The organism is Fictibacillus sp. B-59209 (assembly GCF_036216745.1).
GTDB lineage: Bacteria > Bacillota > Bacilli > Bacillales > Fictibacillaceae > Fictibacillus_C > Fictibacillus_C marinisediminis.
The window spans coordinates 59,188-82,023 of record NZ_JARMMC010000013.1; the positions used below are offsets into that span (position 1 = coordinate 59,188).

A 22,836-nucleotide genomic window follows, 5' to 3' on the forward strand; every position below is an offset into this window, starting at 1 on the left:
TCTTTTCTATGCCTGCTCAGGTTAAAAAGGGAGCGAAGGGGGTATAAAACCCTTAACCCCAAAATAAGCAAATAAGCGGCCATGGACCTTCAGCTTGTCCTTCCTGCATTTTTACTGAGAAATCAGGTGCCCGGCTTTGCCGGGTTTCATAAAAAGCCTCTGGTAACCCGCTTCACACATGTATAGTATTGCCATTTAGTCCGTATACTGGTAGTAACATTTTAAAGGAGTGGATTCTATGTTCCTTAAAAGGAAGCTCGTTCCCGACAAGCTTTTTCAATATAAAATGCACCACGAGGAAAAAGATGCATGCATGGTCATCACAGAAAAAATTGGGAACCTTCTTCCTAACACGCAAACGACACCCGTAGTGGTGGTTTGTATTGGGACAGATCGATCCACGGGCGATGCGCTGGGCCCTCTTGTCGGAACCAAACTTCATGCGATCAAAGCCTTTCCCTTCCATGTGTACGGAACCCTGGACCAACCTGTCCACGCAGTAAACCTCTCAGAAAAACTTAAAATGATTGAAAAAAAACATCCTAACGCTTATATCATTGGCATTGATGCCTGCCTTGGAAAGCTGAATCATGTCGGAATGATTTCCATTGGCGATGGACCGGTGAAGCCAGGAGCCGGCGTTAATAAAGAACTTCCTCCGGTAGGAGATATGCACATGACGGGAATCGTTAACGTCAGCGGATTTATGGAATATTTCGTGCTGCAGAACACCCGGCTGAGCATTGTTATGAAAATGGCCGAACTCATTGCAGACTCCCTCTATTTCGCATCAATGAGCCAGCGGGTGAAGAAGAATATCACCCCTCTTCCGCTCAAAAAAGATGATTTGTATAACATTCAATGAAAAAAGCTGTTTTCGTAACCTTTGTTGCTCTTAGGAGTGGTTGATTTCCGCTTCAGGATGCTCGCTTTCCGCGNNGCTGCTGAAGGTCAATTTTCGCCTTTCAGGACAGCCCCTTTTTAGATTAAACTTCCGGCAAAGCCAGACAGCTTGTCCCAGTAATAGACGATACTAACGATGGTGATCGTAAAGAGAAGCGCAGGGAGGAGGTTGGCTACCCGTATTTTCGTTAAACCCAGAATATTTAAGCCGATGGCAAGAATCATGATTCCGCCTGTACCTGTAATTTCCACTATCATCTGCTTCATTAGATCCGCAGGTACGATGCGGTCAATCTGGGTAGCAAACAAAGCAATCACTCCCTGATACAATACAACGGGAACAGCTGAAAAGATTACCCCTACTCCTAAAGCAGAGGTGAAAAAGATCGCACAGAACCCATCAATCAAGGCTTTTGTATAAAGTACAGCATGATCATGCCTTAATCCGCTGTCCAGAGCACCTACAATGGACATCGCTCCAATGACAAAGACAAGGGTAGCCGTAACAAAAGCATTGGCGATCCCGCCTTTTTCTTTTCCTCCAAGCTTATTTTCAAGCCAGTCGCCCAGCTGGCCAAGTTTGCCTTCCAGATCCAGCCGTTCTCCAAGTACTCCGCCTATAGCCAGACTGGCAATCACGATTAAAAACTGTTTGCTTTTCAGTCCCATGCCGATACCAAGAATAATAACCGCAAGCCCCATCGCCTGCATGATGGTTGCTTTTGTTTTCTCGGGTATATTCCTCCAGAACAAACCAAGCAGACTTCCGATTACGATCGCCAGGCCGTTCACCAATGTCCCTAATAATGCCAATGTCTTTCCCGCCTTTTCATCTGATATACAAGCTGTGTTTTCAAGCTTAAAATCTAAGTCTGTTTTCGTAACCTTCGTTGCCTTAGGAATGGTTGATTTCCGTTAAAGGATTCTCGCTTTCCGCGGGGCGTGCGCTGAGCCTTACCGGCGCGTGCGCCTACTTTCTCGCCCTGTGGGTCTCACCTGTCCCGCTTCCCCCGCAGGACAAGGAAGGCTTCGGCAGCGTTATATCGCACGAAGAAAATGTGAAATTCATTTTCGAGGAGTCTCGCACCTTCCACTCCAATCAACATAGCAATGAAGGCTATTTGCGAAAATGTTCCAAAAGCCACAATCTTTTAGAAAAGAGCCAAATCTAAAAAAAAGTAAAACCACCGCTGCGATGGTTTTACTGCTTTCCAATCAGATCCAGAATCCGTTCTAAATCCTCATCGGAGAAAAACTCAATTTCTATCTTGCCCTTACTCTTCGTTCGTTTAATGGAAACCGAGGTTCCAAAATGATCGCGGAGAGTCGATTCTTTTTCAATCAGGAAGATATTTTTTTCCTGGCTTTTTTTCTTTGTTTCACGTGAAACATTCTGATTGACCTGCTGGATCAGTTTCTCAAGCTGGCGGACGTTCATCTTGTCGTTCACACACTTTTCGACGACAGCCTGCATTTTTGTTTTCTTTTTCAATCCCAGCAAAGCTCTACCATGGCCCATGGATAAAACGCCTTTAGAAAGCATTTCCTGAACAGGCTCCGGGAGCTGCAATAAGCGGACAAAGTTGGCAATATGCGGTCTGCTTTTGCCTACCCGGCCGGCCAGCTCTTCCTGAGTCAGTTTAAGGTGCTCCATCAGTTTTTGATAAGCCTGCGCTTCTTCGATCGGATTCAGATCTTCCCGCTGCAGGTTCTCTATGAGGGCGATCTCCATCATCTTTTGCTCCGTAAAATCACGGACGATGACAGGCATGGTTTTCAGCCCTGCTTCTTTCGCTGCCCTGAAACGTCGTTCACCTACTACAATTTCATAGCCTTTTATGCTTTTTCTTGCAATAATAGGCTGCAGAACTCCGTGCTCCATAATAGAGTCCCTTAATTCTGCAATGGCTGATTCACTAAACACTTTCCTCGGTTGATAGGGGTTGGGGCGCAAATCCTTTACGTTAATTTCAGTTACAGCATCCTCTTTTTCAAGTTCTGTACCCGGAAAGAATGCATTAATTCCTTTACCTAACCCTTTCGCCACTGCCAATCACTTCCTTCGCTAATTCTAAATAAACCTCTGCACCTCTGGATTTTGGGTCGTAAATAATAATCGGTTTTCCATGGCTTGGCGCTTCAGAAAGACGAACGTTTCTTGGAATAATGGTCGTATAGACTTTATCCTGAAAGTACTTTTTCACTTCTTCAATAACCTGGATTCCTAAATTAGTTCTGGCATCGAGCATCGTCAAGAGCACACCGGCAATCATAAGGTCCGTGTTCAAATGCTTCTGCACAAGCCGGACGGTGTTTAAAAGCTGACTCAGGCCTTCCAGCGCATAGTATTCACATTGTACCGGGATGAGCACTGCATCCGCTGCTGTAAGTGAGTTAATCGTCAGCAATCCCAATGAGGGAGGGCAGTCGATGATAATGAAATCATATTGGCTGCTGACCGAAGAAAGAGCTCTTTTCAGTCTTACTTCCCTTGATATCGTCGGCACCAGCTCAATTTCTGCACCAGCCAGCTGTATCGTAGAGGGCAATATATGTAATCCTTCACAAATCGTTTCTAAAATGATGTCCTTCACTTCTGCATCGTCAACAAGTACGTTATAAATACACTGATCAATATCGCCTTTGTCAACTCCCACACCGCTCGTAGCATTTCCCTGCGGGTCTATATCAACAAGTAAAACCTTTTTGCCGAAATAAGCCAGACACGCTCCGAGGTTCACGGATGTAGTTGTTTTCCCAACACCACCCTTTTGATTGGCAATTGCAATGGTTTTAGCCACGATGACACCTACCTCAATTCTTTACGAGAGTTCATTTCCTTTATCATATCATGAATATCTGCATTTTCTTATGGAAATCTATCAAAAAAAAACAGAAAAAGTTTTTTATAAGAGAACATAATAAAAAGCCCTTCTCACATCAAAATAAGAAGGGCTTTTTGCATTATTTTTTCGGAATTCTAATAGTGAACTGATAGAATTCTTCGTGATCTTCTTCTTCCGTGTTAATCGTCAATCCGCTCTTTAATACCATGTCGACAGATTGTCTGACCGTATTAATGGCAAGCCGAGTATCTTTACTGAAAGATTTTCTCTTTGCGACAGGCTTTTTCTCGGTATTTTCCCCTTCGATCATCCGTTTCACACGTTCTTCTGTCTGTTTTACATTCAGATGCTTCTCTAAAATTTCCTGCAGGACCGCTTCCTGTTTGTCTGGAGTTTTTAAAATGATGAGAGCTCTTGCATGCCGTTCTGTGATCTGCTTCAACAATAATGCATCCTGGATAGGCTGGGGAAGTTTCAGCAGACGGAGCTTGTTGGCGACCGTAGACTGCCCTTTCCCAAGTTTTTGGGCAAGGCTCTCCTGGGTAAGGCCGTGGATCTCAAGAAGCTTCGCATAAGCCATGGCTTCCTCGATGGCGGTAAGCTCTTCTCGCTGCAGGTTCTCGATCAGTGCAACAGAGGCTGTCTGAGAGTCATCAAATTCCTTTATAATAGCCGGAATGGTCTCCCAGCCCAGTTTTTGTACTGCTCTCCACCGCCGTTCACCGGCGATGATTTCATAGGATTGTTCCCCCGATGGCCGGACAACAATCGGCTGGATGATTCCATGAGTCTCAATCGTTTGGGATAACTCTTCAATTCTTTCATCTATAAAAACGGTACGAGGCTGGAATTGATTCGGATGGATATCTTTGACCTGGAGTTGCAGAATTTCTTCATTTTCGTTCTTCTCTTCAGCTTCAGCTGTCTGATTTTTTTCACCGATGCCGAATAAGCGTGAAAAAGGATGTTTCATATGAATGACACCACCTTTTGTTATCTATCTTAGATTTTCGCTCTGCCCATCAGTTTTCCTGCCAGATTTTGAAATTTCTTTGTTCCTCGCGGGATATGTAGACCGGATGTTTCACGTGAAACATTCGGCTTATGAATCAGGAAAGAGGATTCTTATTTGGCGTCCCAGGCTTTCTTGGGTATTTCTTTGGTGTGGTTTTTACTTTATCCACCAGAACGATGTATCTGTCACTGTTCTCAACCGGAAGCTTAAAGGAATAAACATCTTTTACGCTGCCGCCCAGCATTTGAACGGCTTTTTTGCTGTCCTTCATTTCGTCCGGAAGCTGTGAGCCTTTCATAGCAAGGAAATGGCCTCCCTTTTTAACAAGGGGAAGACAAAGCTCGCTCAATACCGACATCCTGGCAACCGCGCGGGCCATGACAAGATCATAAGCCTCTCTTATCTCTGGGCGGTGTCCGAACGTTTCTGCACGGTCATGAAACAACGAAATATCGGTTAATTCCAGTTTTTTTGAAAGGTGTTCTAAGAAAGTGATTCTCTTCTGCAGCGAATCACAGATCGAGAGCTTAATTTGCGGAAAACAGATTTTCAGCGGAATTCCCGGAAAACCCGCTCCTGCACCTACATCACACACCGTTAACTCCTGATTAAAATCGAAATAGAAGGCTGCTGATAAAGAATCATAAAAGTGTTTTAAGTACACTTCTTCTTTATCCGTAATAGCTGTTAAGTTCATTTTCTCATTCCACTCGACCAGGATATGAAAATAGTCTTCGAACTGCTGGAGCTGGCGGGGAGAAAGGCTGATACCCTTCTCTGCCAACTTTTCTTGAAAGGTTGTAATATTCATTTTGTCCTCCAAAAACTTAACGTGCAAGCTTAGCTAGTTTCCCTTGCTCCAGGTAAACAAGCAAAATCGAAATATCCGCAGGGTTTACTCCCGACACCCGTGATGCCTGTCCAACTGATAGAGGACGGACTTCAAGCAGTTTTTGTTTAGCTTCAGTAGCCAGGCCGTTGATTGCACCGTAGTCCAGATCCACTGGAAGTTTTTTGTTTTCCATCTTTCTCATCCGGTCAACCTGTGCAAGCTGCTTATCGATATAACCTGCATATTTCACTTGAATTTCAACCTGCTCGGCAATAACTTCGTCCACAGGCGTTTCAGAAGGATGGATTTGAGCCACTACATCGTAGGTAATTTCGGGTCTCTTCAGGAGCGTCGCTCCTGTCATTGGCTCTTTAAGCGGGGAGCTTTTAGCCCCCTCAAGAATTTCCTGAACTTCAGGCGACGGTTTGACTGTCAGATGCTCCAAACGGTCGATTTCCTGTTTGATTTTTTCTTGCTTTTCAACAAAACGGTCATAACGCTCTTGAGGAATTAATCCAATTTCATATCCCTTTTCCGTCAGCCTGAGGTCTGCATTATCATGACGGAGAAGCAGACGGTATTCTGCACGAGATGTAAGAAGACGGTAGGGTTCATTTGTCCCTTTTGTAATCAGGTCATCAATCAGCACACCAATATAGGCATCTGATCTGCTGAGAATAAGCGGTTCTTTGTTTTGAACTTTTAAAGCCGCATTGATTCCTGCCATGACCCCTTGGCCTGCAGCCTCTTCATACCCGCTCGTTCCGTTCAGCTGGCCGGCAGTGAAAAGCCCTTCGACGTTCTTCGTTTCAAGGGAAGGCCATAGCTGTGTCGGTACGATGGCATCATATTCAATTGCATAGCCTGCACGCATTAATTCCGCTTTTTCCAATCCTGGAATAGTCGAAAGAATTTTTCGCTGAACATCTTCAGGCAAGCTCGTCGAAAGTCCTTGAACATACACTTCTTCCGTATTTCTTCCCTCAGGCTCTAAAAAGATCTGATGGCGCGGCTTGTCATTGAAACGCACGATCTTATCTTCAATAGACGGGCAATAACGCGGGCCTGTACCCTCAATCATCCCTGAATACATAGGTGAACGGTGAAGGTTTCCATTAATGAGTTCATGAGTTTCAGGACTGGTATAGGTCAGCCAGCATGGAAGCTGGTCTGTAATATACTTCGTTGTTTCATATGAAAAAGCACGGGGTACTTCATCACCTGGTTGAATTTCCGTCACAGAATAATCAATGGTTTTGCTGTTCACGCGCGGAGGAGTACCTGTTTTGAAACGGACCATCTGAAAACCAAGCTCTTGAAGATGGTATGACAAGTTAACGGATGGCTGCATGTTATTCGGTCCGCTTTCATAGGCCAGCTCACCGATAATAATCTTGCCTCTTAAGTAAGTTCCCGTCGTCAGAACAACAGCTGAAGCGTGATATTCCGCTCCGGTTTTCGTAACGACACCTTTACAGACGCCGTCCTCGATCAAGAGACGTTCCACCATACCTTGTCTTAAGGTAAGATGCTCCGTGTTTTCCATCGTTCTTTTCATTTCGTTCTGGTACAGAAATTTATCGGCCTGGGCACGCAAAGCACGTACAGCCGGGCCTTTACCTGTATTCAGCATTCGCATCTGAATGTGTGTTTTATCAATATTCCGGGCCATTTCTCCACCAAGAGCGTCAAGCTCCCGGACGACAATCCCTTTGGCAGGACCGCCGACCGATGGATTGCACGGCATATAGGCAATGGTATCTAAGTTAAGGGTTAAACACAGAGTTTCTGCCCCCATTCTTGCCGAAGCAAGTGCGGCTTCAACCCCTGCGTGGCCTGCTCCGACGACAATGACATCGAACCGGCCTGCATCATATCCCATTTTTCTTCCTCCTTTATTTCCCTAAGCAGAACTGGGAGAACAATTGGTCAATTAAACTCTCGGAAACCGTATCTCCAATAATCTCACCGAGAATCTCCCAAGCCCTGGTAATATCAATCTGAACCATATCGATCGGCAGGTTCAAATCTATTCCGTTTAACGCTTCATCTATATGGTGAATGGTTTGCTGCAAAAGGGCAATATGCCTTGAATTGGAAACATACGTCATATCCTGGGACTCGATGCCTCCCTGGAAGAAAAGCTGAGCGATCCCTTCTTCAAGCAAGTCCACTCCTTCTTCGTCAAGGAGAGAAGTGGTGATTACAGGATGTTGTCCTGCCAATTCTTTTACCCTGTCCATTTCTATTTCTTGTTTAAGGTCTGTTTTGTTGACGATCACGATAACATCAAGCCCTTTTACTGCTTCAAAAAGATTCTCGTCTTCTTGGGACAAAGGTTCGTTATTATTGACTACAAGTAAAATAAGATCTGATTCTTTAAGGACTTTTCGCGATTTTTCAACGCCGATTCGTTCAACGATATCTTCAGTTTCACGGATTCCTGCTGTATCAACAAGGCGAAGGGGAACTCCTCTTACATTCACGTATTCCTCAATCACATCGCGGGTCGTTCCGGCAACATCTGTTACGATGGCTTTGTTTTCATGAACGAGCGCATTCATCAGCGAGGATTTTCCGACGTTGGGGCGGCCGATAATAGCGGTAGACAGGCCTTCACGCAAAATCTTCCCTTGCTGTGCTGTAGTCAGGATCTTATCTACTTCCTGTTTAACAAACGTCAATTTCTCGTTCAAAAGGGAATGAGTCATTTCCTCTGCATCGTATTCCGGATAGTCAATGTTCACTTCGACATGTGCAATGGTCTCCAGCAGTGTCTGCCTTAGTTTTCCGACCAGCTTGGATAACCGCCCTTCCATCTGGTTAAGCGCCACGTTCATCGCCCGGTCTGTTTTAGCACGGATCAAATCCATAACCGCTTCAGCCTGGGACAGGTCAATCCTGCCGTTCAAAAAGGCGCGTTTTGTAAATTCGCCTGGTTCAGCCAGTCTTGCACCATTGTTGAGTACCAGCTGAAGTACACGGTTTACAGAAACAATACCCCCGTGGCAGTTGATCTCAACCACATCTTCCCTCGTAAAGGTACGAGGACCTTTCATGACCGAAACCATGACCTCCTCAACAGGTTCCCCCGTTTTTGGTTCAATGAGTTTGCCGTAATGAATCGTATGTGACTCCACTTCCTGAAGCATCTTTTTCCCTTTATATATAGAATCGGCAATGGCTATAGCCTCACTGCCGCTCAATCGTACAATGGCTATAGCACCTTCCCCCATCGGTGTGGAAATGGCCGTAATTGTATCGTATTCCATCCTTCTCACCTCTCTTTGAAACCCAAAACATACTGTATCTATTGTATTATTTCCTTTATTTGCGTTTCTAACATATCCACAGTGGATAACTCCCCTGAAAAAAACAGACATAATTATCCACAATACCTTTTAGTTTAACCTAGCAGGGATATAAAAGGCAATGAAAAAAGCCGGGTGTTTTGTTAATTTTGGCGGGTATCTTCCTTTTCAAACCAGGATCCAGCTTCAGCTTTTCCACGATCCAGCTTCAGTGTTCAGGCCCTCGAGGTCGCTTCACTCTCACACCTCAACACAAAGAGCGTGTTGCTGTGTAAGAGCTCCAGCGCTTGTCGAGCCTAACCGGACACTTCAGCTTTTCCAACTAAAAAACTCCGGGCATCAGCCCGGAGCAGATCTTACTTTTTCAAGGGGCGGATGATGACCTTGCGGAATGGCTCTGCCCCTTCAGAAGTAGTTTCTATTTTTTTATTGTTTCGCAATGCCATATGTATGGCTTTTCTTTCGTTGGAAGGCATCGGTTCGAGTGCTACTCCTTTACCAGTCGCCGAAACTTTTTGAGCTGTATGGACAGCCAGTCTTTCTAGCGATTCGCGGCGTCGTTCTCTGTAATTTTCTGCATCAATGATGATGCGGAGATAGCGGCTCGAGTGATTATTGGCTACAAGATTGGTCAGGTACTGAAGGGAGTTAAGGGTCTGTCCCCTTTTTCCGATCAAAATGGCAATCTTTTCACCCGTTAATTCCAAGATGATTTCTTCCCGCGTTTCTTTCAGTGAAATGGTAACAGGCACACCCATTTTATCGGTGACTTCCTGTAAAAAAGCAACAGCCAGCTTTACCGGGTCTGGTTTAAGAGAGACTTCTATTAAAGCTGGTTTTCCGCCAAAACCCAAAAACCCTCTTTTAGATTCTTCGAGTACTTTTACCTCAACCTCTTCTTTAGAAGCATGAAGCTCGGCCAATGCTGTGGAAACTGCTTCTTCAACTGTTTTTCCCGTTACCTTTATCTGTTTCACTTTTTAGCTCCCCTATCAATTTCATTTTTCTTATTCTTTTTCGGGGCTGTAATAAAATAAGTCTGTACGATCATAAATAAGTTACCAATTACCCAGTAGAGTGATAATGCTGCAGGGAAATTAACCGCAAATACAACAATCATGACCGGCATGATATAAAGAAGCATTTTCATTTGCGGGTTCGGGTTGTCCGTGCCACCCATCATAATTTTCTGCTGAAGGAAGGTGGTAAGACCCGCAACAACAGGCAAGATATAATAAGGGTCATGCACACCTAAATCGAACCATAGGAAGCTGTGATTCTTAATTTCCTGAGTACGCATAATCGCATGGTAAAAACCAAGCAGGATCGGCATCTGAATCAGCAATGGCAGACAGCCCGCCAAAGGGTTAACCCCTTGGGATTGGAACAGCTGCATTGTTTCCTGCTGAAGCTTCTGCTGCGTTGTTGCATCTTTGGAACTGTATTTCTCACGCAGTTTTTGAAGTTCTGGCTGGATGTTTTGCATAGCTTTCGAACTTCTTGTCTGCTGAATCATGAGCGGCAGCAAAGCCAAACGAATAAGAATCGTTACAACCACAATGGACAGACCATAGTTGTTGCCCATCATTTCAGCAAACTGTGTAATAACCCATGAGAGCGGATAAACAAAATATTCATCCCAAAATCCGGTACTTTCGGGGGTAATCGGCGTTTTAGTCGAGCTGCAGCCAGATAACAGTACCATTAAACTGACTAAGGCAAACGTAATTCCTAATTTCTTTCGCACTCCTCATCCTCCTTAAAGCGTTGTTTCTTTATTTTCGGCGATTCTTTCTTTCAGGCACAGGATCAATTCCGCCTGGATGGAAAGGATGGCATTTTAATATACGTTTTAAAGTCAGCCAGGTTCCTTTGATTGCTCCAAATCGCTGAATTGCTTCAATTCCATAGGTCGAACATGTGGGATAAAACCGGCAAGTTGGCGGAGTCATTGGGGAAATAAATCGCTGGTAAAAACGGATGATCAAAATAAAAAGCCGTTTCATTTTCGCCTTCCCTTAGACTGTCTAATCGAACCGGCTCGCTGTAAAACGTGTAGAAGGCTTTTTTCCATCTCAAAAAAATCCATATCTGCTGTTGGATTTCTGGCAATAATGATGTAATCTCTTCCGGATGTGATCTCTTCTTCATGCTTCATGAAGATTTCTTTGACCACACGCTTTATCCGGTTCCGGGTCACCGCATTTCCGACCCGCTTGCTGACTGATAATCCAAGCCGCAGATGAGGCTGATCGCTTTTTTCCAGCGCATATATTACAAATTGGCGATTGGCAGACGATTTTCCTCTTTTAAATACTTCTTGAAATTCTTCATTTTTCTTGATGCGCTTTTTCTTTTCCATCCGGCAACACTCCACCTGGATCTGATACGGCTTATTTATTCATTCAATTACTATTAACAGTATCGGTTACTTATTTTAATCTAAACTGATTTCTGCTATTCCTACATCAGAAAAAAGACCACTGATGTCAGTGGCCTATGCAGATAATACTTTTCTTCCTTTTTGGCGGCGGCGAGCAAGAACTTTACGGCCGTTCTTAGTTGCCATACGCGCACGAAAACCATGTACTTTCTTACGTTTACGGTTATTTGGTTGGAACGTTGGTTTCATTATATATTACACCTCCCTGAGGATATATCAAAAAAGACAGTCTAAGTAAGTATAAGGATGCTACCCTCGATTTGTCAAGTCTTCGCAGAATTTAATTATAAAAACAGGAAAACTCCCCAGAGTAAAACTTTTGCTGATCCGTACGGCAGTTTTCGTTTTCATCCCCCCTGTGGATACTTTTTTCGACACTTTTTTCATTATCCACACCCTTTATCGACAAGTTTTACACAAAATCTAGTGCTGTGGACAACATCCGTACACAAGTTGTAGGGGTTGTGGATAAGTACGAAAAACACATTGCATTCATGGGATTTATTTGTTATGATTGTTGTGTTTTAACTCGTTGATAACTTCATGCGACAATGTTTTTATCCACAGCGTGTGGATAAAGTTGTGGACAGTTTAAAATTGATGTTTATAAGGTTGTCCACATCCTCTGTATGACTTATCTTATACTGATTTTCTACTATATTAATAGATTGTGCACTTTTGCTGTGAATAGTATATTTATTCGATTATATACATATCGCTGTACAAGGCTTGAACAACATCAAGCGTTTTGTGAAAAGTGCCTTTATAAGCCTCAAGATGAACCTTTACCCGCGACGGCTATTTTATGATTGGAACATCAAATCTGGTTTCACTCATTAAAAATTGCCCTCGACTGTCTTGAGGTTTTCTTTCGCGCTGCCTTTGAATTTAAGCTGTACGCAAGGAAGAAAAAGCCTCGTTTATATAAATATTTTTAGGAGGGACAGTTGGTGGAAAATATTAATGACCTATGGAACAAAGCACTGGCTGCCATGGAAAAGAAGGTCAGCAAGCCCAGCTTTGAGACATGGTTGAAGTCCACAGCGGCACATGCACTGCAAAATGATACGCTTATCATTACTGCACCGAACGAGTTTGCCCGCGACTGGCTGGAATCCCGTTATTCCACCCTGATCTCGGAAACCCTTCAGGATGTAACCGGTGCTGCGCTGGATGTCAAATTCATCATTCCTCAAAATCAGATGGAAGAAGAAGTTGACCTTGAAAAAGTGTTAAAGAAAACACAAAAAGTAAATGTAGAGCAGCAAGAAGAAGTGAAACAAAGCATGCTGAATCCGAAGTACACATTTGACCGGTTCGTTATCGGGTCAGGGAACCGATTCGCCCATGCTGCTTCTCTAGCGGTGGCTGAAGCTCCCGCCAAAGCCTATAATCCTTTGTTTATCTATGGAGGCGTAGGTTTGGGGAAGACCCACTTGATGCATGCGATCGGCCATTATGTGATCGACCATAAACCCAATGCCAAAGTGGCGTATTTGTCCTCTGAAAAGTTTACAAATGAGTTCATTAACTCGATCCGTGACAACAAAACTGTCGAATTTAGAAATAAATTCAGGAGTGTTGACGTTCTATTGATTGATGATATTCAGTTTTTGGCGGGAAAAGAACAGACTCAGGAAGAATTTTTTCATACGTTCAACGCTCTTCATGAAGAAAGCAAGCAGATTGTTATTTCAAGTGACCGTCCTCCAAAAGAGATTCCTACATTAGAGGACAGGCTCCGTTCCCGTTTTGAATGGGGGCTGATTACAGATATCACTCCGCCGGACCTTGAGACGAGAATTGCGATTCTGCGTAAAAAAGCGAAAGCAGAAGGATTGGACATTCCAAATGAAGTGATGCTTTACATCGCGAATCAAATCGACACCAACATCCGTGAACTGGAAGGTGCTTTGATCCGTGTTGTTGCCTATTCTTCTCTTATAAACCAGGATATGAATGCGGATCTGGCAGCAGAGGCATTGAAGGACATCATTCCTTCCTCTAAACCGCGTATGATCACGATTCATCATATTCAAGAGATTGTCGGCAGGCATTATAATATCAAGCTTGAAGATTTCACTGCCAAGAAGAGGACAAAGTCTGTTGCCTTTCCTCGACAGATCGCTATGTATCTCGCAAGGGAGCTGACCGACAATTCACTGCCTAAGATCGGCGAAGAATTTGGGGGAAGGGACCATACGACTGTCCTGCACGCTCATGAGAAAATTTCAAACTTAATGGTTTCCGACCAGCTGCTGCAAAAGAATATCAAGGAAATTCACGATCAGCTAAAATCGTAGTGCCTCTATAAGCACCTGTTTTTGCTGTGAATACTGTGAATAACCGGTACATGCTTATACACAGTCTGTCCACATGTGGATAGGCTGTTCTTCCTTTAACTTATTGCAGTTATCCACAGATTCACAGGCCCTACTATTACTACGACTATTTTTTATTTAAAAAAAATGAATAATATAACACAATTTCAAAATGAAAATGTTCAGGGGGATGACGATGAAATTTCAAATTAACCGAAGCCAGCTAATTGAAGGTGTTCAAGATGTAATGAAGGCCGTTTCTTCACGAACAACGATACCAATTTTGACAGGGATCAAAATGGACGTACATAGTGAAGGAATGACATTAACCGGCAGTGATTCCGATATATCCATTGAACGTTTGATTCCTATGGAAGAGAACGGAACTGTCAATTTAGAAGTTCAAAAACCAGGAAGTATCGTGCTGCAAGCAAGGTATTTCTCTGAAATCGTTAAAAAACTGCCAAATGATACGGTTGAAATCGAAGTCGGAGAACGTTTTGAAACAAAGCTTCGTTCGGGAGCATCCGAATTCAGCCTGGTTGGCCTGGATCCTGAAGAATATCCTCGCCTTCCTCAGATTGAAGAACAAAATGTGTTCAGTATTCAAGGAGATCTGCTTCGCCAAATTATCAGGCAAACTGTCTTCGCGGTGTCCACGTCAGAAACACGCCCTATATTAACTGGGGTGAACATCAAGCTTGAGGATGGCGTATTAAGCTGTGTAGCAACAGACAGCCATCGCCTCGCACTGCGCACAGCAAGAATTGAGAGCAACACGGAAGAATTATCGTTCCAGAATGTTGTCATTCCAGGTAAAAGCCTGAATGAACTTTCGAAGATCGTAGAAGAATCCAGTGAACTGGTTCAAATCGTTGTGACCGATAATCAAGTACTGTTCAAAACGAAGAATACATTGTTCTTCTCCCGCCTGCTTGACGGCAATTATCCTGATACGAGCAAGCTGCTTCCCAGTGAGAGCAAAACAACACTCGGATTATCTACGAAAGATTTCCTGCAGGCGATTGACCGAGCCTCCCTTTTAGCAAGAGAGGGCAGAAATAATGTGGTCAAGCTGGCCACATTGGATAACCAGACAGTCGAGATCTCTTCCAACTCACCGGAAATCGGAAAAGTTTACGAGAATGTCATCACTGAATCGATGGAGGGAGAAGAACTTAAGATTTCGTTCAACGCGAAGTATATGATTGATGCCCTTAAAGCGATGGATTGTACAGAAATTAAAGTCTTGTTTACAGGTGCTATGCGGCCGTTCCTTATCACACCTGTAGAAAATGAGACAGTTAAACAGCTCATTCTTCCTGTCAGAACGTATTAAGAACATAAATAACGCATAAAAAGCTGCTGGTCTTTATCCGGCAGCTTTTATGCCTTTTCATAAAGAGGATAAAAATGAAAATACTAGCTATAAAAGGGGTGTAACGATGGAAACTGTAAAAATAACAACCGAGTATATTACGCTGCAGCAGCTTTTAAAACAGGTAGATGCCATCTCTAGCGGAGGAATGGTAAAATGGTATTTAGCAGAGAATGAAGTGCTGGTTAACGGTGAACCTGAAAACCGCAGAGGCAGAAAGCTTTATGAAGGCGATGCGGTTTCTGTTCCCGATTTAGGTGAATTTACTGTAGCGAGATAGATGGGGGTATCCCGTTGTATATTGAAGAATTAAGCATTAGGAACTACCGGAATTATTCGTCCCAGGAGATTAACTTTGAAAACAAAGTGAACGTGTTTCTTGGTGAAAACGCACAGGGTAAAACAAATGTAATGGAGGCCATCTATGTGCTTGCGATGGCTAAATCCCACAGGACTCCCCGTGATAAAGAATTAATCTATTGGGACGAAGAATATGCTAAAATAGAAGGACGGGTTCAAAAAAGGACCGGACCATTCAGTTTAAGCCTGGTCATTTCGCAAAAAGGAAAGAAAGCAAAAGTCAATGGACTTGAACAGCGGAGGCTGACTGATTATATAGGGGCATTAAATGTCGTCATGTTTGCACCTGAGGATTTGAATCTTGTAAAAGGGAGTCCGCAGGTGCGACGTCGTTTTATCGATATGGAGATCGGACAGGTCAATCCTGTATATCTCCACTACCTGACCCAATATCAAAAAGTCCTCGCTCAGCGCAACTCGCTTTTGCGGGATATGCAGCGGAACCGTTCAAAAGAAAACGGAGTCATGCTGGATATCCTGACTGAACAAATGATTCAGTCGGCTGCAAGAGTTACAGAAAAACGCATGAGCTATATGAAACTGCTTCAAAGCTGGGCCGATCCGATCCATCACGGGATCAGCCGGGGGCTTGAAAGGCTGGAAGTTTTATATAAACCGACCATTGAGGTATGTGAAGAGCAAGATTTGTCGAAAATGATAGAAGCTTATGAACAAAAGTTTGTTAAAATAAAAGATAGAGAACTAGAGCGAGGGACCACTCTTTTCGGACCGCACCGTGACGACCTGCTTTTCCACGTGAACGGAAAAGATGTGCAAACATTCGGTTCACAGGGCCAGCAGAGAACTACTGCGCTTTCGATCAAACTTGCAGAAATCGATCTCATTCATTCAGAAGTCGGGGAATATCCACTGCTGCTGCTGGATGACGTTTTATCAGAACTTGATGATTACAGGCAGTCTCATCTGCTGAACACTATTCAAGGCAAAGTACAAACGTTTGTTACCACAACAAGTGTGGAAGGTATTCATCATGAAACGCTGGAAAAGGCGGCAACGTACCATGTCGAACAAGGTGCGATTGAACGGATAAGGTGAGGTGAACCATGTTACTTCATATTGGCGAAGAAGCGGTGATCCAGCAAAAAGATATCGTAGCTATTCTGGATTACCATGCTCTTGAAAGCTCGGAATTAATGAACGACTTTTTAAGGCAGCACAAAGAAAAGAAAAGCATGGTCAATCTATGCGACACAAATCCAAAATCCGTTATCATCACAAAGAAACAGGTTTATATCTCCCCTCTATCCTCGATCACACTGAAAAAACGGGCAGGAGAACGTATTGATTTTGCCCATAGCTGGTATTTAAAATAAAAGGCTTTATTTGAAATTGTTCCCGAAACCGAAATGTAGGTGAAGAAAAAATGACTACTGATCAGAAATTAGAACAGCATTATGATGAAAGTGATATTCAGGTATTAGAAGGGCTCGAAGCTGTCCGCAAACGTCCCGGAATGTACATCGGTTCCACGAACGTAAAAGGGTTGCACCACTTAGTGTGGGAAATCGTCGATAACTCGATCGATGAAGCTTTGGCTGGTTACTGTGATGTGATTACTGTCACGATTGAAAAAGATAACAGCATTACTGTTACGGACAATGGACGAGGTATTCCTGTTGGGATTCAAGAAAAAATGGGACGTCCTGCTGTAGAGGTCATCATGACCGTACTTCATGCCGGCGGTAAATTTGGCGGCGGAGGTTATAAAGTATCCGGAGGACTTCATGGTGTTGGTGCGTCCGTTGTAAATGCGCTTTCCAGTGAAATGGATGTAACCGTCCATCGTGACGGCAAGATTCATTATCAGCAGTACCACCGCGGTGTTCCAGCGGCCGACCTGGCTGTGATTGGAGAAACAGACAAACGGGGAACGATCATTCACTTTGTTCCGGATAAAGAAATCTTTACGGAAACGAGGGAATTTGACTTTGCTACACTCTCTCAAAGGATTAGAGAACTTGCCTACCTTAATCGCGGAATCAAGATTATCGCTAGGGACAAGCGCGAAGAAGAGCCAGTCGAACAGGAGTACCATTATGAAGGCGGGATCAAATCCTACGTTGAACACATCAACCGCGCACGTGAAGCCATTCATGAGCCGATCTTCATCGAAGGAGAGAAAGATGGAATCTCTCTAGAGATCGCACTTCAGTATAACGACAGCTATACGAGCAATATCTATTCTTTCGCCAACAACATTAACACGCATGAAGGCGGAACCCATGAGTCTGGGTTTAAAACCGCGTTAACACGTGTCATCAATGATTATGGGCGCCGAAACAATATGTTCAAAGACAGCGATACAAACTTGTCGGGTGATGATGTGCGTGAAGGTTTGACTGCCATCATCTCCATCAAGCATCCAGATCCACAGTTTGAAGGACAGACGAAAACGAAACTTGGTAACTCTGAGGCGAGAACGATTACTGAATCTCTATTCTCTGAACAGTTCTCCACCTTTATGCTGGAAAATCCAAATATCGCCAAGCGGGTACTGGAAAAAGGGATGATGGCGCTTCGTGCGCGCGTCGCTGCCAAAAAAGCCCGCGAGCTGACACGCAGAAAAAGCGCACTTGATGTTTCTTCTCTTCCAGGTAAACTGGCAGACTGTTCTTCAAAGGACGCCAGCGTATCTGAATTGTACATCGTTGAGGGTGACTCGGCAGGTGGATCAGCCAAACAAGGGCGCGACCGCCATTTTCAGGCGATTCTGCCATTGCGGGGAAAAATCATCAACGTAGAAAAAGCACGTCTTGATAAAATCTTATCAAACAATGAGATCCGAGCCATCATTACGGCACTCGGTACGGGTATCGGTGAAGATTTTGATATTTCAAAAGCGAGATACCATAAAATTATCATCATGACGGATGCTGATGTCGATGGCGCTCATATCCGTACACTGCTGCTGACGTTCTTTTACCGGTATATGAGACCGATCATCGAGAATGGATATATCTACATCGCACAGCCGCCTCTTTATAAGATTCAGCAGGGCAAGCGGATTGAATATGCTTATAACGATAAAGAAATGGATAGAATTATGAAAGAGATCCCGCAGAATCCAAAACCGGGAGTTCAGCGCTATAAAGGTCTTGGAGAAATGAATCCCACTCAGCTGTGGGAAACGACCATGGATCCAGAAACAAGAACGCTGCTGCAGGTTGAACTGAAAGATGCGATGGAAGCGGATGAAACCTTTGAGATCTTGATGGGGGATAAGGTCGAACCGCGGCGTGATTTCATTCAGGAAAATGCCCATTACGTCAAAAACTTGGATATTTAACAACAGTGGAAACAGGGCATACCCCTGTTTCTCTTACCGTTTTTATAGATATTATTTGTAAGGAAATGAGTGCACTGTAAAGAGAATTTCTTATGGATCATGCAGTAAATGGAGGTTAGAACTAATGTCTGAAGCAGATCAATCCCGGGTGAAGGAAATAAATATCAGCTCGGAAATGCGTACATCATTTATGGATTATGCGATGAGCGTTATCGTGAGCCGTGCACTTCCTGATGTCCGTGACGGACTGAAGCCTGTTCACCGGCGGATTCTTTATGCGATGAACGACCTGGGCATGACCGCCGATAAAGCGTACAAAAAGTCCGCTCGTATCGTCGGGGAAGTTATCGGTAAGTATCACCCTCACGGCGACTCTGCCGTATATGAAACGATGGTTCGTATGGCGCAGGATTTTGCATATCGCCACATGCTGATCGACGGCCACGGCAACTTTGGTTCCGTGGATGGGGACGCCGCTGCGGCAATGCGTTATACAGAAGCAAGAATGTCAAAAATTGCGATGGAAATGGTCCGTGACATCAACAAGGACACGATTGACTATAAGGATAACTATGACGGCTCCGAACGTGAACCGATTGTTATGCCTTCCCGTTTTCCAAACCTCTTGGTCAACGGTACTTCCGGGATTGCTGTTGGGATGGCAACCAATATTCCTCCTCACCATCTCGGAGAAGTCATCGACGGTATTTTGGAACTCAGCCGAAATCCTGATATTTCTATTCCGGAACTAATGGAATTCATTCCTGGGCCGGATTTCCCGACAGCAGGTGAAATTTTAGGACGTGAAGGAATCAGGAAAGCTTACCAGACTGGAAGAGGCTCCATCATTATCCGTGCCAAAGCAGAGATTGAAGAACAGGCGAACGGCAAAAGTACGATTATCGTTAATGAAATTCCTTACCAAGTCAACAAAGCCCGCCTGATCGAAAAGATCGCAGAATTGGTCAGGGATAAAAAGATTGACGGCATCACTGATCTTCGCGACGAGTCAGACCGAAATGGAATGCGTATTGTCATCGAAGTCCGCCGTGATGCGAATGCCAATGTACTCTTAAATAACCTTTATAAACAGACGGCGCTGCAAACCAGCTTCGGCATCAATATGCTGGCATTGGTCGATGGGCAGCCGAAAGTACTGAACCTTAAAGAATGTCTGTATTATTACTTGAAACATCAGCAGGTCATCATCCGCCGCAGAACCGAGTTCGATCTTCGGAAAGCAGAAGCGCGTGCTCATATTCTTGAAGGCTTAAGAATTGCGCTGGATCATCTTGATGAAGTCATCGCCCTTATCCGTTCTTCAAGAACAACAGAGATTGCGCGAGACGGCTTGATGGAGAAATTCTCTCTAAGCTATGAACAGGCTCAAGCCATCCTGGAAATGAGGCTTCAACGTTTGACAGGCCTGGAGCGGGACAAGATTGAAAATGAGTATAAAGAGCTTGTCGCTCTCATTGCAGAGCTGAAAGCCATCCTGGCAGATGAGGAAAGGATTCTCGAAATCATTCGTGAAGAACTCACTGAGATCAAAGAACGCTTCAGTGATGCGCGCCGTACGAACATTACCGTCGGCTTCGACATGATTGAAGATGAGGACCTCATTCCAAGAACAAATGTCGTCATTACTTTGACGAACAAGGGATACATTAAGCGTCTTCCCATCTCCACCTACCGCTCACAGCGTCGAGGCGGCCGCGGCATCCAAGGCATGGGAACGGGTGAAGATGATTTTGTGGAACATCTCTTTACAACAAACTCTCATAATACGATCCTCTTCTTTACGAATAAAGGTAAAGTGTACCGCCTGAAAGGTTATGAGATTCCTGAAATGAGCAGAACGGCAAAAGGAATTCCGATTGTCAACATGCTCCAGGTTGAACGGGATGAAACGATTTCAGCTGTCATTCCTGTAGAAGAATTCGAGGATACGTGGTACCTCAACTTCATGACGAGACATGGGATTACGAAACGTTCTCCGCTTTCTCAGTTTGCTAATATCCGAAAAGGCGGTCTGTTTGCCATTACCTTGCGTGAAGATGACGAGCTGATGGGTGTTAAACTGACAGATGGCAGTAAGGAGATTATCGTTGGAACGAGCCAGGGAATGGCGATTCGCTATAAAGAGGATGATGTACGATCAATGGGCCGTACAGCTGCAGGAGTAAAAGCTGTAACTCTTGGCGAAGACGATTATGTCGTCGGAATGGAAGTTCTCGATGAAGCACAGGATGTATTAATCGTTACCAAAAAAGGTTACGGAAAACGTACACCAATGGAAGAATACCGTCTGCAGTCACGCGGCGGAAAAGGAATCAAAACCTGTAACATCACCGATCGAAACGGAGCGATCATCGCGCTTAAAACGGTAACGAATGATGAAGACCTCATGATTATTACCGCTGACGGCATCCTGATCCGTATGAACATGTCAGGCATCTCATCCATGGGAAGAAATACTCAGGGTGTGAAATTGATCTCCATGCACGAAGGCAACCATGTAGCCACTGTTGCGGTTGTAGAAAAAGAGCTTGATGAAGATATTGAAGACGGATTGGAAGAAGAAATGGAAGGCCACGAAGAAACACAGGCTCCAGAAGAATCTTCTAATGAAAACGATACAGAAGAATAATTGATAAAAAGAGGAAAATAATCATATATTTTCCTCTTTTTTATATGTAAAATGAAAATGAATTTCATATACATAAAAAGCGGGGAATCAAGATGATAATCCATCCTTCAGCGGCAAAAGTCGGCCAAGTTCTTGCTACCGATCATTTCGGCCGTACGAATCATCCGATTATAAAGAAGAATACTGTCCTGACAGCTGAGCACCTGGACATTTTATCGTTGTTCATGATCAGGGAAATTGAAATTGTCTCTGAAATTTCCAAAAATAAACAGACAACAAAGACTGCTCCTGAAAAAAGCAAGCCATCTCCTGTTTCTTCTATAGAGATGCCCGGTGCCTTCCTGCCTCTCTATAACGAAGCCGTAAAGCGATTTAAAGTGCTGTTCACCAACTGGAGAGCAGGTGCTCAAATCGATGTGCTTACATTAAGGAAAGCAATCGTACCTGTTGTGGAAAAAGGAATGGACCAGCCTGGGGGATTAAAGGACATGCAGCAGGCGCAAAATACAGACGATTATTTGTATCACCATGCAGTGTCTCTTTCTGTACTTAGTGCTTTCATAGCTAAAAAACTTGGATTCTCAAGAGGGGACTGTCTCCAGATCGGAGTGGCAGGCGCGCTGTGCGACTGCGGCATGTCCAAAATATCTCCAGCTATCTTAAAGAAAAAAGGGCCCTTGAACCTTCATGAGCTTAAAGAAGTGAAGCAGCATTCCATCCAAGGCTATAACATGCTTAAAAAATTGCCTGCTATAAAAGAGGGTGTTCTTCTCGGGGTCCTGCAGCATCATGAACGTCAGGATGGTAGCGGCTATCCACTCAAGGTTCATGGAAGCAAGCTTCATCCTTACAGCAGAATCCTTGCCGCAGCGGACGTCTACCTTGCGATGACTTCAGAAAGGCCCTACCGGAAAAAAATAAGTCCTTTTAAAGTCATCGAGTTATTGATGAAAGATCAATTCGGCCAGTTTGATCCAGCTATCATTCGGGCGGTGACGGACGGATTGTCTATCTTTTCAGCAGGGACGAGAGTAAGACTATCGGACGGCCAGACAGGATCTATCGTTTTTAAGGAAGACTCTCATCCTGCGAGACCGATTATCCAGCTGGATCAATCGTCCGCCATTATCTCTTTAAGGGACAACAATGATCTCTTTATTGAAGAAGTTCTCTCTGAATAACGGAAGCAAGGGAGTCCCAAAGCCAGCAGGGACTCTTTTTTTTATGTTTATACAGCTTTATTTAAAAAACACTTGCAATAGATCCATTATGGTGGTATATTTATTGAGCTTCTTGTTTTGCCTATTCTTTCAGGCGAACTTCTGATAAAAACTTTTTCAGAAAAACGGTTGACTTAATAGATGCTAGTATGGTAATCTAATAAAGTCGCCAAAACGAGCGGCACAAACTTGTTCTTTGAAAACCAAACAAAAGCCAGGTAAGTCAGGGATTTTACAATCCCATCAATTT

At 44.0% G+C, this 22,836-nt stretch carries 21 protein-coding genes; 9 read left to right on the forward strand and 12 right to left on the reverse strand.

All coding sequences use genetic code 11. The annotated features are described in order from the left end of the window. Positions 1 to 238: 238 nt before the first annotated feature. Complete coding sequence (yyaC, locus tag P4361_RS08870; RefSeq protein WP_328089087.1) at positions 239 to 865, forward strand: spore protease YyaC; 627 nt, start codon at positions 239 to 241, stop codon at positions 863 to 865. A 116-nt stretch (positions 866 to 981) separates the two neighbouring features. Here the strand turns inward: yyaC and P4361_RS08875 are convergent, their stop codons facing one another. The 12 genes from P4361_RS08875 to rpmH form a co-directional block, all read right to left on the reverse strand. Beyond that, positions 982 to 1,716: a DUF554 domain-containing protein gene (locus tag P4361_RS08875; protein ID WP_328089088.1), complete on the reverse strand. Its 735-nt coding sequence runs from the start codon at positions 1,714 to 1,716 to the stop codon at positions 982 to 984. Positions 1,717 to 2,104: 388 nt separating this feature from the next. Further along, on the reverse strand, positions 2,105 to 2,950 hold the full coding sequence (locus tag P4361_RS08880; RefSeq protein ID WP_328089090.1) for a ParB/RepB/Spo0J family partition protein: 846 nt from the start codon (positions 2,948 to 2,950) through the stop codon (positions 2,105 to 2,107). After that, positions 2,931 to 3,704, reverse strand: a complete 774-nt coding sequence (locus tag P4361_RS08885; RefSeq protein WP_053356319.1) for a ParA family protein — start codon at positions 3,702 to 3,704, stop codon at positions 2,931 to 2,933. The genes P4361_RS08880 and P4361_RS08885 overlap by 20 nt, the downstream gene beginning before the upstream one ends. A gap of 163 nt (positions 3,705 to 3,867) precedes the next feature. Then, complete coding sequence (noc, locus tag P4361_RS08890) at positions 3,868 to 4,722, reverse strand: nucleoid occlusion protein (RefSeq protein ID WP_328089092.1); 855 nt, start codon at positions 4,720 to 4,722, stop codon at positions 3,868 to 3,870. A gap of 136 nt (positions 4,723 to 4,858) precedes the next feature. Continuing rightward, positions 4,859 to 5,575 carry a 16S rRNA (guanine(527)-N(7))-methyltransferase RsmG gene (gene rsmG / locus P4361_RS08895; protein WP_328089093.1) on the reverse strand — a complete coding sequence of 239 codons (717 nt, stop codon included), beginning with the start codon at positions 5,573 to 5,575 and terminating at the stop codon, positions 4,859 to 4,861. 16 nt (positions 5,576 to 5,591) lie between these two features. Next, positions 5,592 to 7,478 (reverse strand): tRNA uridine-5-carboxymethylaminomethyl(34) synthesis enzyme MnmG, encoded by a 1,887-nt coding sequence (gene mnmG / locus P4361_RS08900; protein WP_328089094.1) that lies wholly within the window; start codon positions 7,476 to 7,478, stop codon positions 5,592 to 5,594. 13 nt (positions 7,479 to 7,491) lie between these two features. Then, positions 7,492 to 8,868: a tRNA uridine-5-carboxymethylaminomethyl(34) synthesis GTPase MnmE gene (gene mnmE / locus P4361_RS08905; RefSeq protein WP_053356315.1), complete on the reverse strand. Its 1,377-nt coding sequence runs from the start codon at positions 8,866 to 8,868 to the stop codon at positions 7,492 to 7,494. 395 nt (positions 8,869 to 9,263) lie between these two features. After that, positions 9,264 to 9,884, reverse strand: a complete 621-nt coding sequence (jag, locus tag P4361_RS08910; RefSeq protein ID WP_053356314.1) for an RNA-binding cell elongation regulator Jag/EloR — start codon at positions 9,882 to 9,884, stop codon at positions 9,264 to 9,266. Further along, positions 9,881 to 10,654, reverse strand: coding sequence for a YidC family membrane integrase SpoIIIJ (spoIIIJ, locus tag P4361_RS08915; RefSeq protein WP_328089095.1), 774 nt, complete (start codon positions 10,652 to 10,654; stop codon positions 9,881 to 9,883). The genes jag and spoIIIJ overlap by 4 nt, the downstream gene beginning before the upstream one ends. Positions 10,655 to 10,682: 28 nt before the next feature. Further along, positions 10,683 to 10,913: a membrane protein insertion efficiency factor YidD gene (gene yidD / locus P4361_RS08920; protein WP_053356312.1), complete on the reverse strand. Its 231-nt coding sequence runs from the start codon at positions 10,911 to 10,913 to the stop codon at positions 10,683 to 10,685. Further along, the gene (rnpA, locus tag P4361_RS08925; protein ID WP_053356311.1) at positions 10,910 to 11,269 is read right to left on the reverse strand and encodes a ribonuclease P protein component; all 360 of its coding nucleotides are present in this window, start codon (positions 11,267 to 11,269) and stop codon (positions 10,910 to 10,912) included. The genes yidD and rnpA overlap by 4 nt, the downstream gene beginning before the upstream one ends. 135 nt (positions 11,270 to 11,404) lie before the next feature. Continuing rightward, positions 11,405 to 11,539 carry a 50S ribosomal protein L34 gene (rpmH, locus tag P4361_RS08930; protein WP_007201576.1) on the reverse strand — a complete coding sequence of 45 codons (135 nt, stop codon included), beginning with the start codon at positions 11,537 to 11,539 and terminating at the stop codon, positions 11,405 to 11,407. Between the two features lie 761 nt (positions 11,540 to 12,300). Here rpmH and dnaA point away from each other — a divergent pair. From dnaA to P4361_RS08970, 8 genes are all read left to right on the forward strand, one after another. After that, complete coding sequence (gene dnaA / locus P4361_RS08935) at positions 12,301 to 13,653, forward strand: chromosomal replication initiator protein DnaA (protein WP_053356310.1); 1,353 nt, start codon at positions 12,301 to 12,303, stop codon at positions 13,651 to 13,653. A 214-nt stretch (positions 13,654 to 13,867) separates the two neighbouring features. Then, positions 13,868 to 15,010, forward strand: a complete 1,143-nt coding sequence (dnaN, locus tag P4361_RS08940) for a DNA polymerase III subunit beta (RefSeq protein WP_053356309.1) — start codon at positions 13,868 to 13,870, stop codon at positions 15,008 to 15,010. A gap of 106 nt (positions 15,011 to 15,116) precedes the next feature. Continuing rightward, positions 15,117 to 15,329 carry a S4 domain-containing protein YaaA gene (gene yaaA / locus P4361_RS08945; protein ID WP_053356308.1) on the forward strand — a complete coding sequence of 71 codons (213 nt, stop codon included), beginning with the start codon at positions 15,117 to 15,119 and terminating at the stop codon, positions 15,327 to 15,329. Between the two features lie 14 nt (positions 15,330 to 15,343). Continuing rightward, positions 15,344 to 16,465 (forward strand): DNA replication/repair protein RecF, encoded by a 1,122-nt coding sequence (gene recF / locus P4361_RS08950; RefSeq protein WP_328089097.1) that lies wholly within the window; start codon positions 15,344 to 15,346, stop codon positions 16,463 to 16,465. Between the two features lie 8 nt (positions 16,466 to 16,473). Next, positions 16,474 to 16,743, forward strand: coding sequence for an extracellular matrix regulator RemB (gene remB / locus P4361_RS08955; protein WP_053356306.1), 270 nt, complete (start codon positions 16,474 to 16,476; stop codon positions 16,741 to 16,743). Between the two features lie 50 nt (positions 16,744 to 16,793). After that, the gene (gyrB, locus tag P4361_RS08960) at positions 16,794 to 18,716 is read left to right on the forward strand and encodes a DNA topoisomerase (ATP-hydrolyzing) subunit B (protein WP_328089099.1); all 1,923 of its coding nucleotides are present in this window, start codon (positions 16,794 to 16,796) and stop codon (positions 18,714 to 18,716) included. 124 nt (positions 18,717 to 18,840) lie between these two features. Then, positions 18,841 to 21,366, forward strand: coding sequence for a DNA gyrase subunit A (gene gyrA / locus P4361_RS08965; RefSeq protein ID WP_091010084.1), 2,526 nt, complete (start codon positions 18,841 to 18,843; stop codon positions 21,364 to 21,366). A gap of 92 nt (positions 21,367 to 21,458) precedes the next feature. Then, positions 21,459 to 22,547 carry an HD-GYP domain-containing protein gene (locus tag P4361_RS08970; RefSeq protein ID WP_328089100.1) on the forward strand — a complete coding sequence of 363 codons (1,089 nt, stop codon included), beginning with the start codon at positions 21,459 to 21,461 and terminating at the stop codon, positions 22,545 to 22,547. Positions 22,548 to 22,836 lie beyond the last annotated feature (289 nt).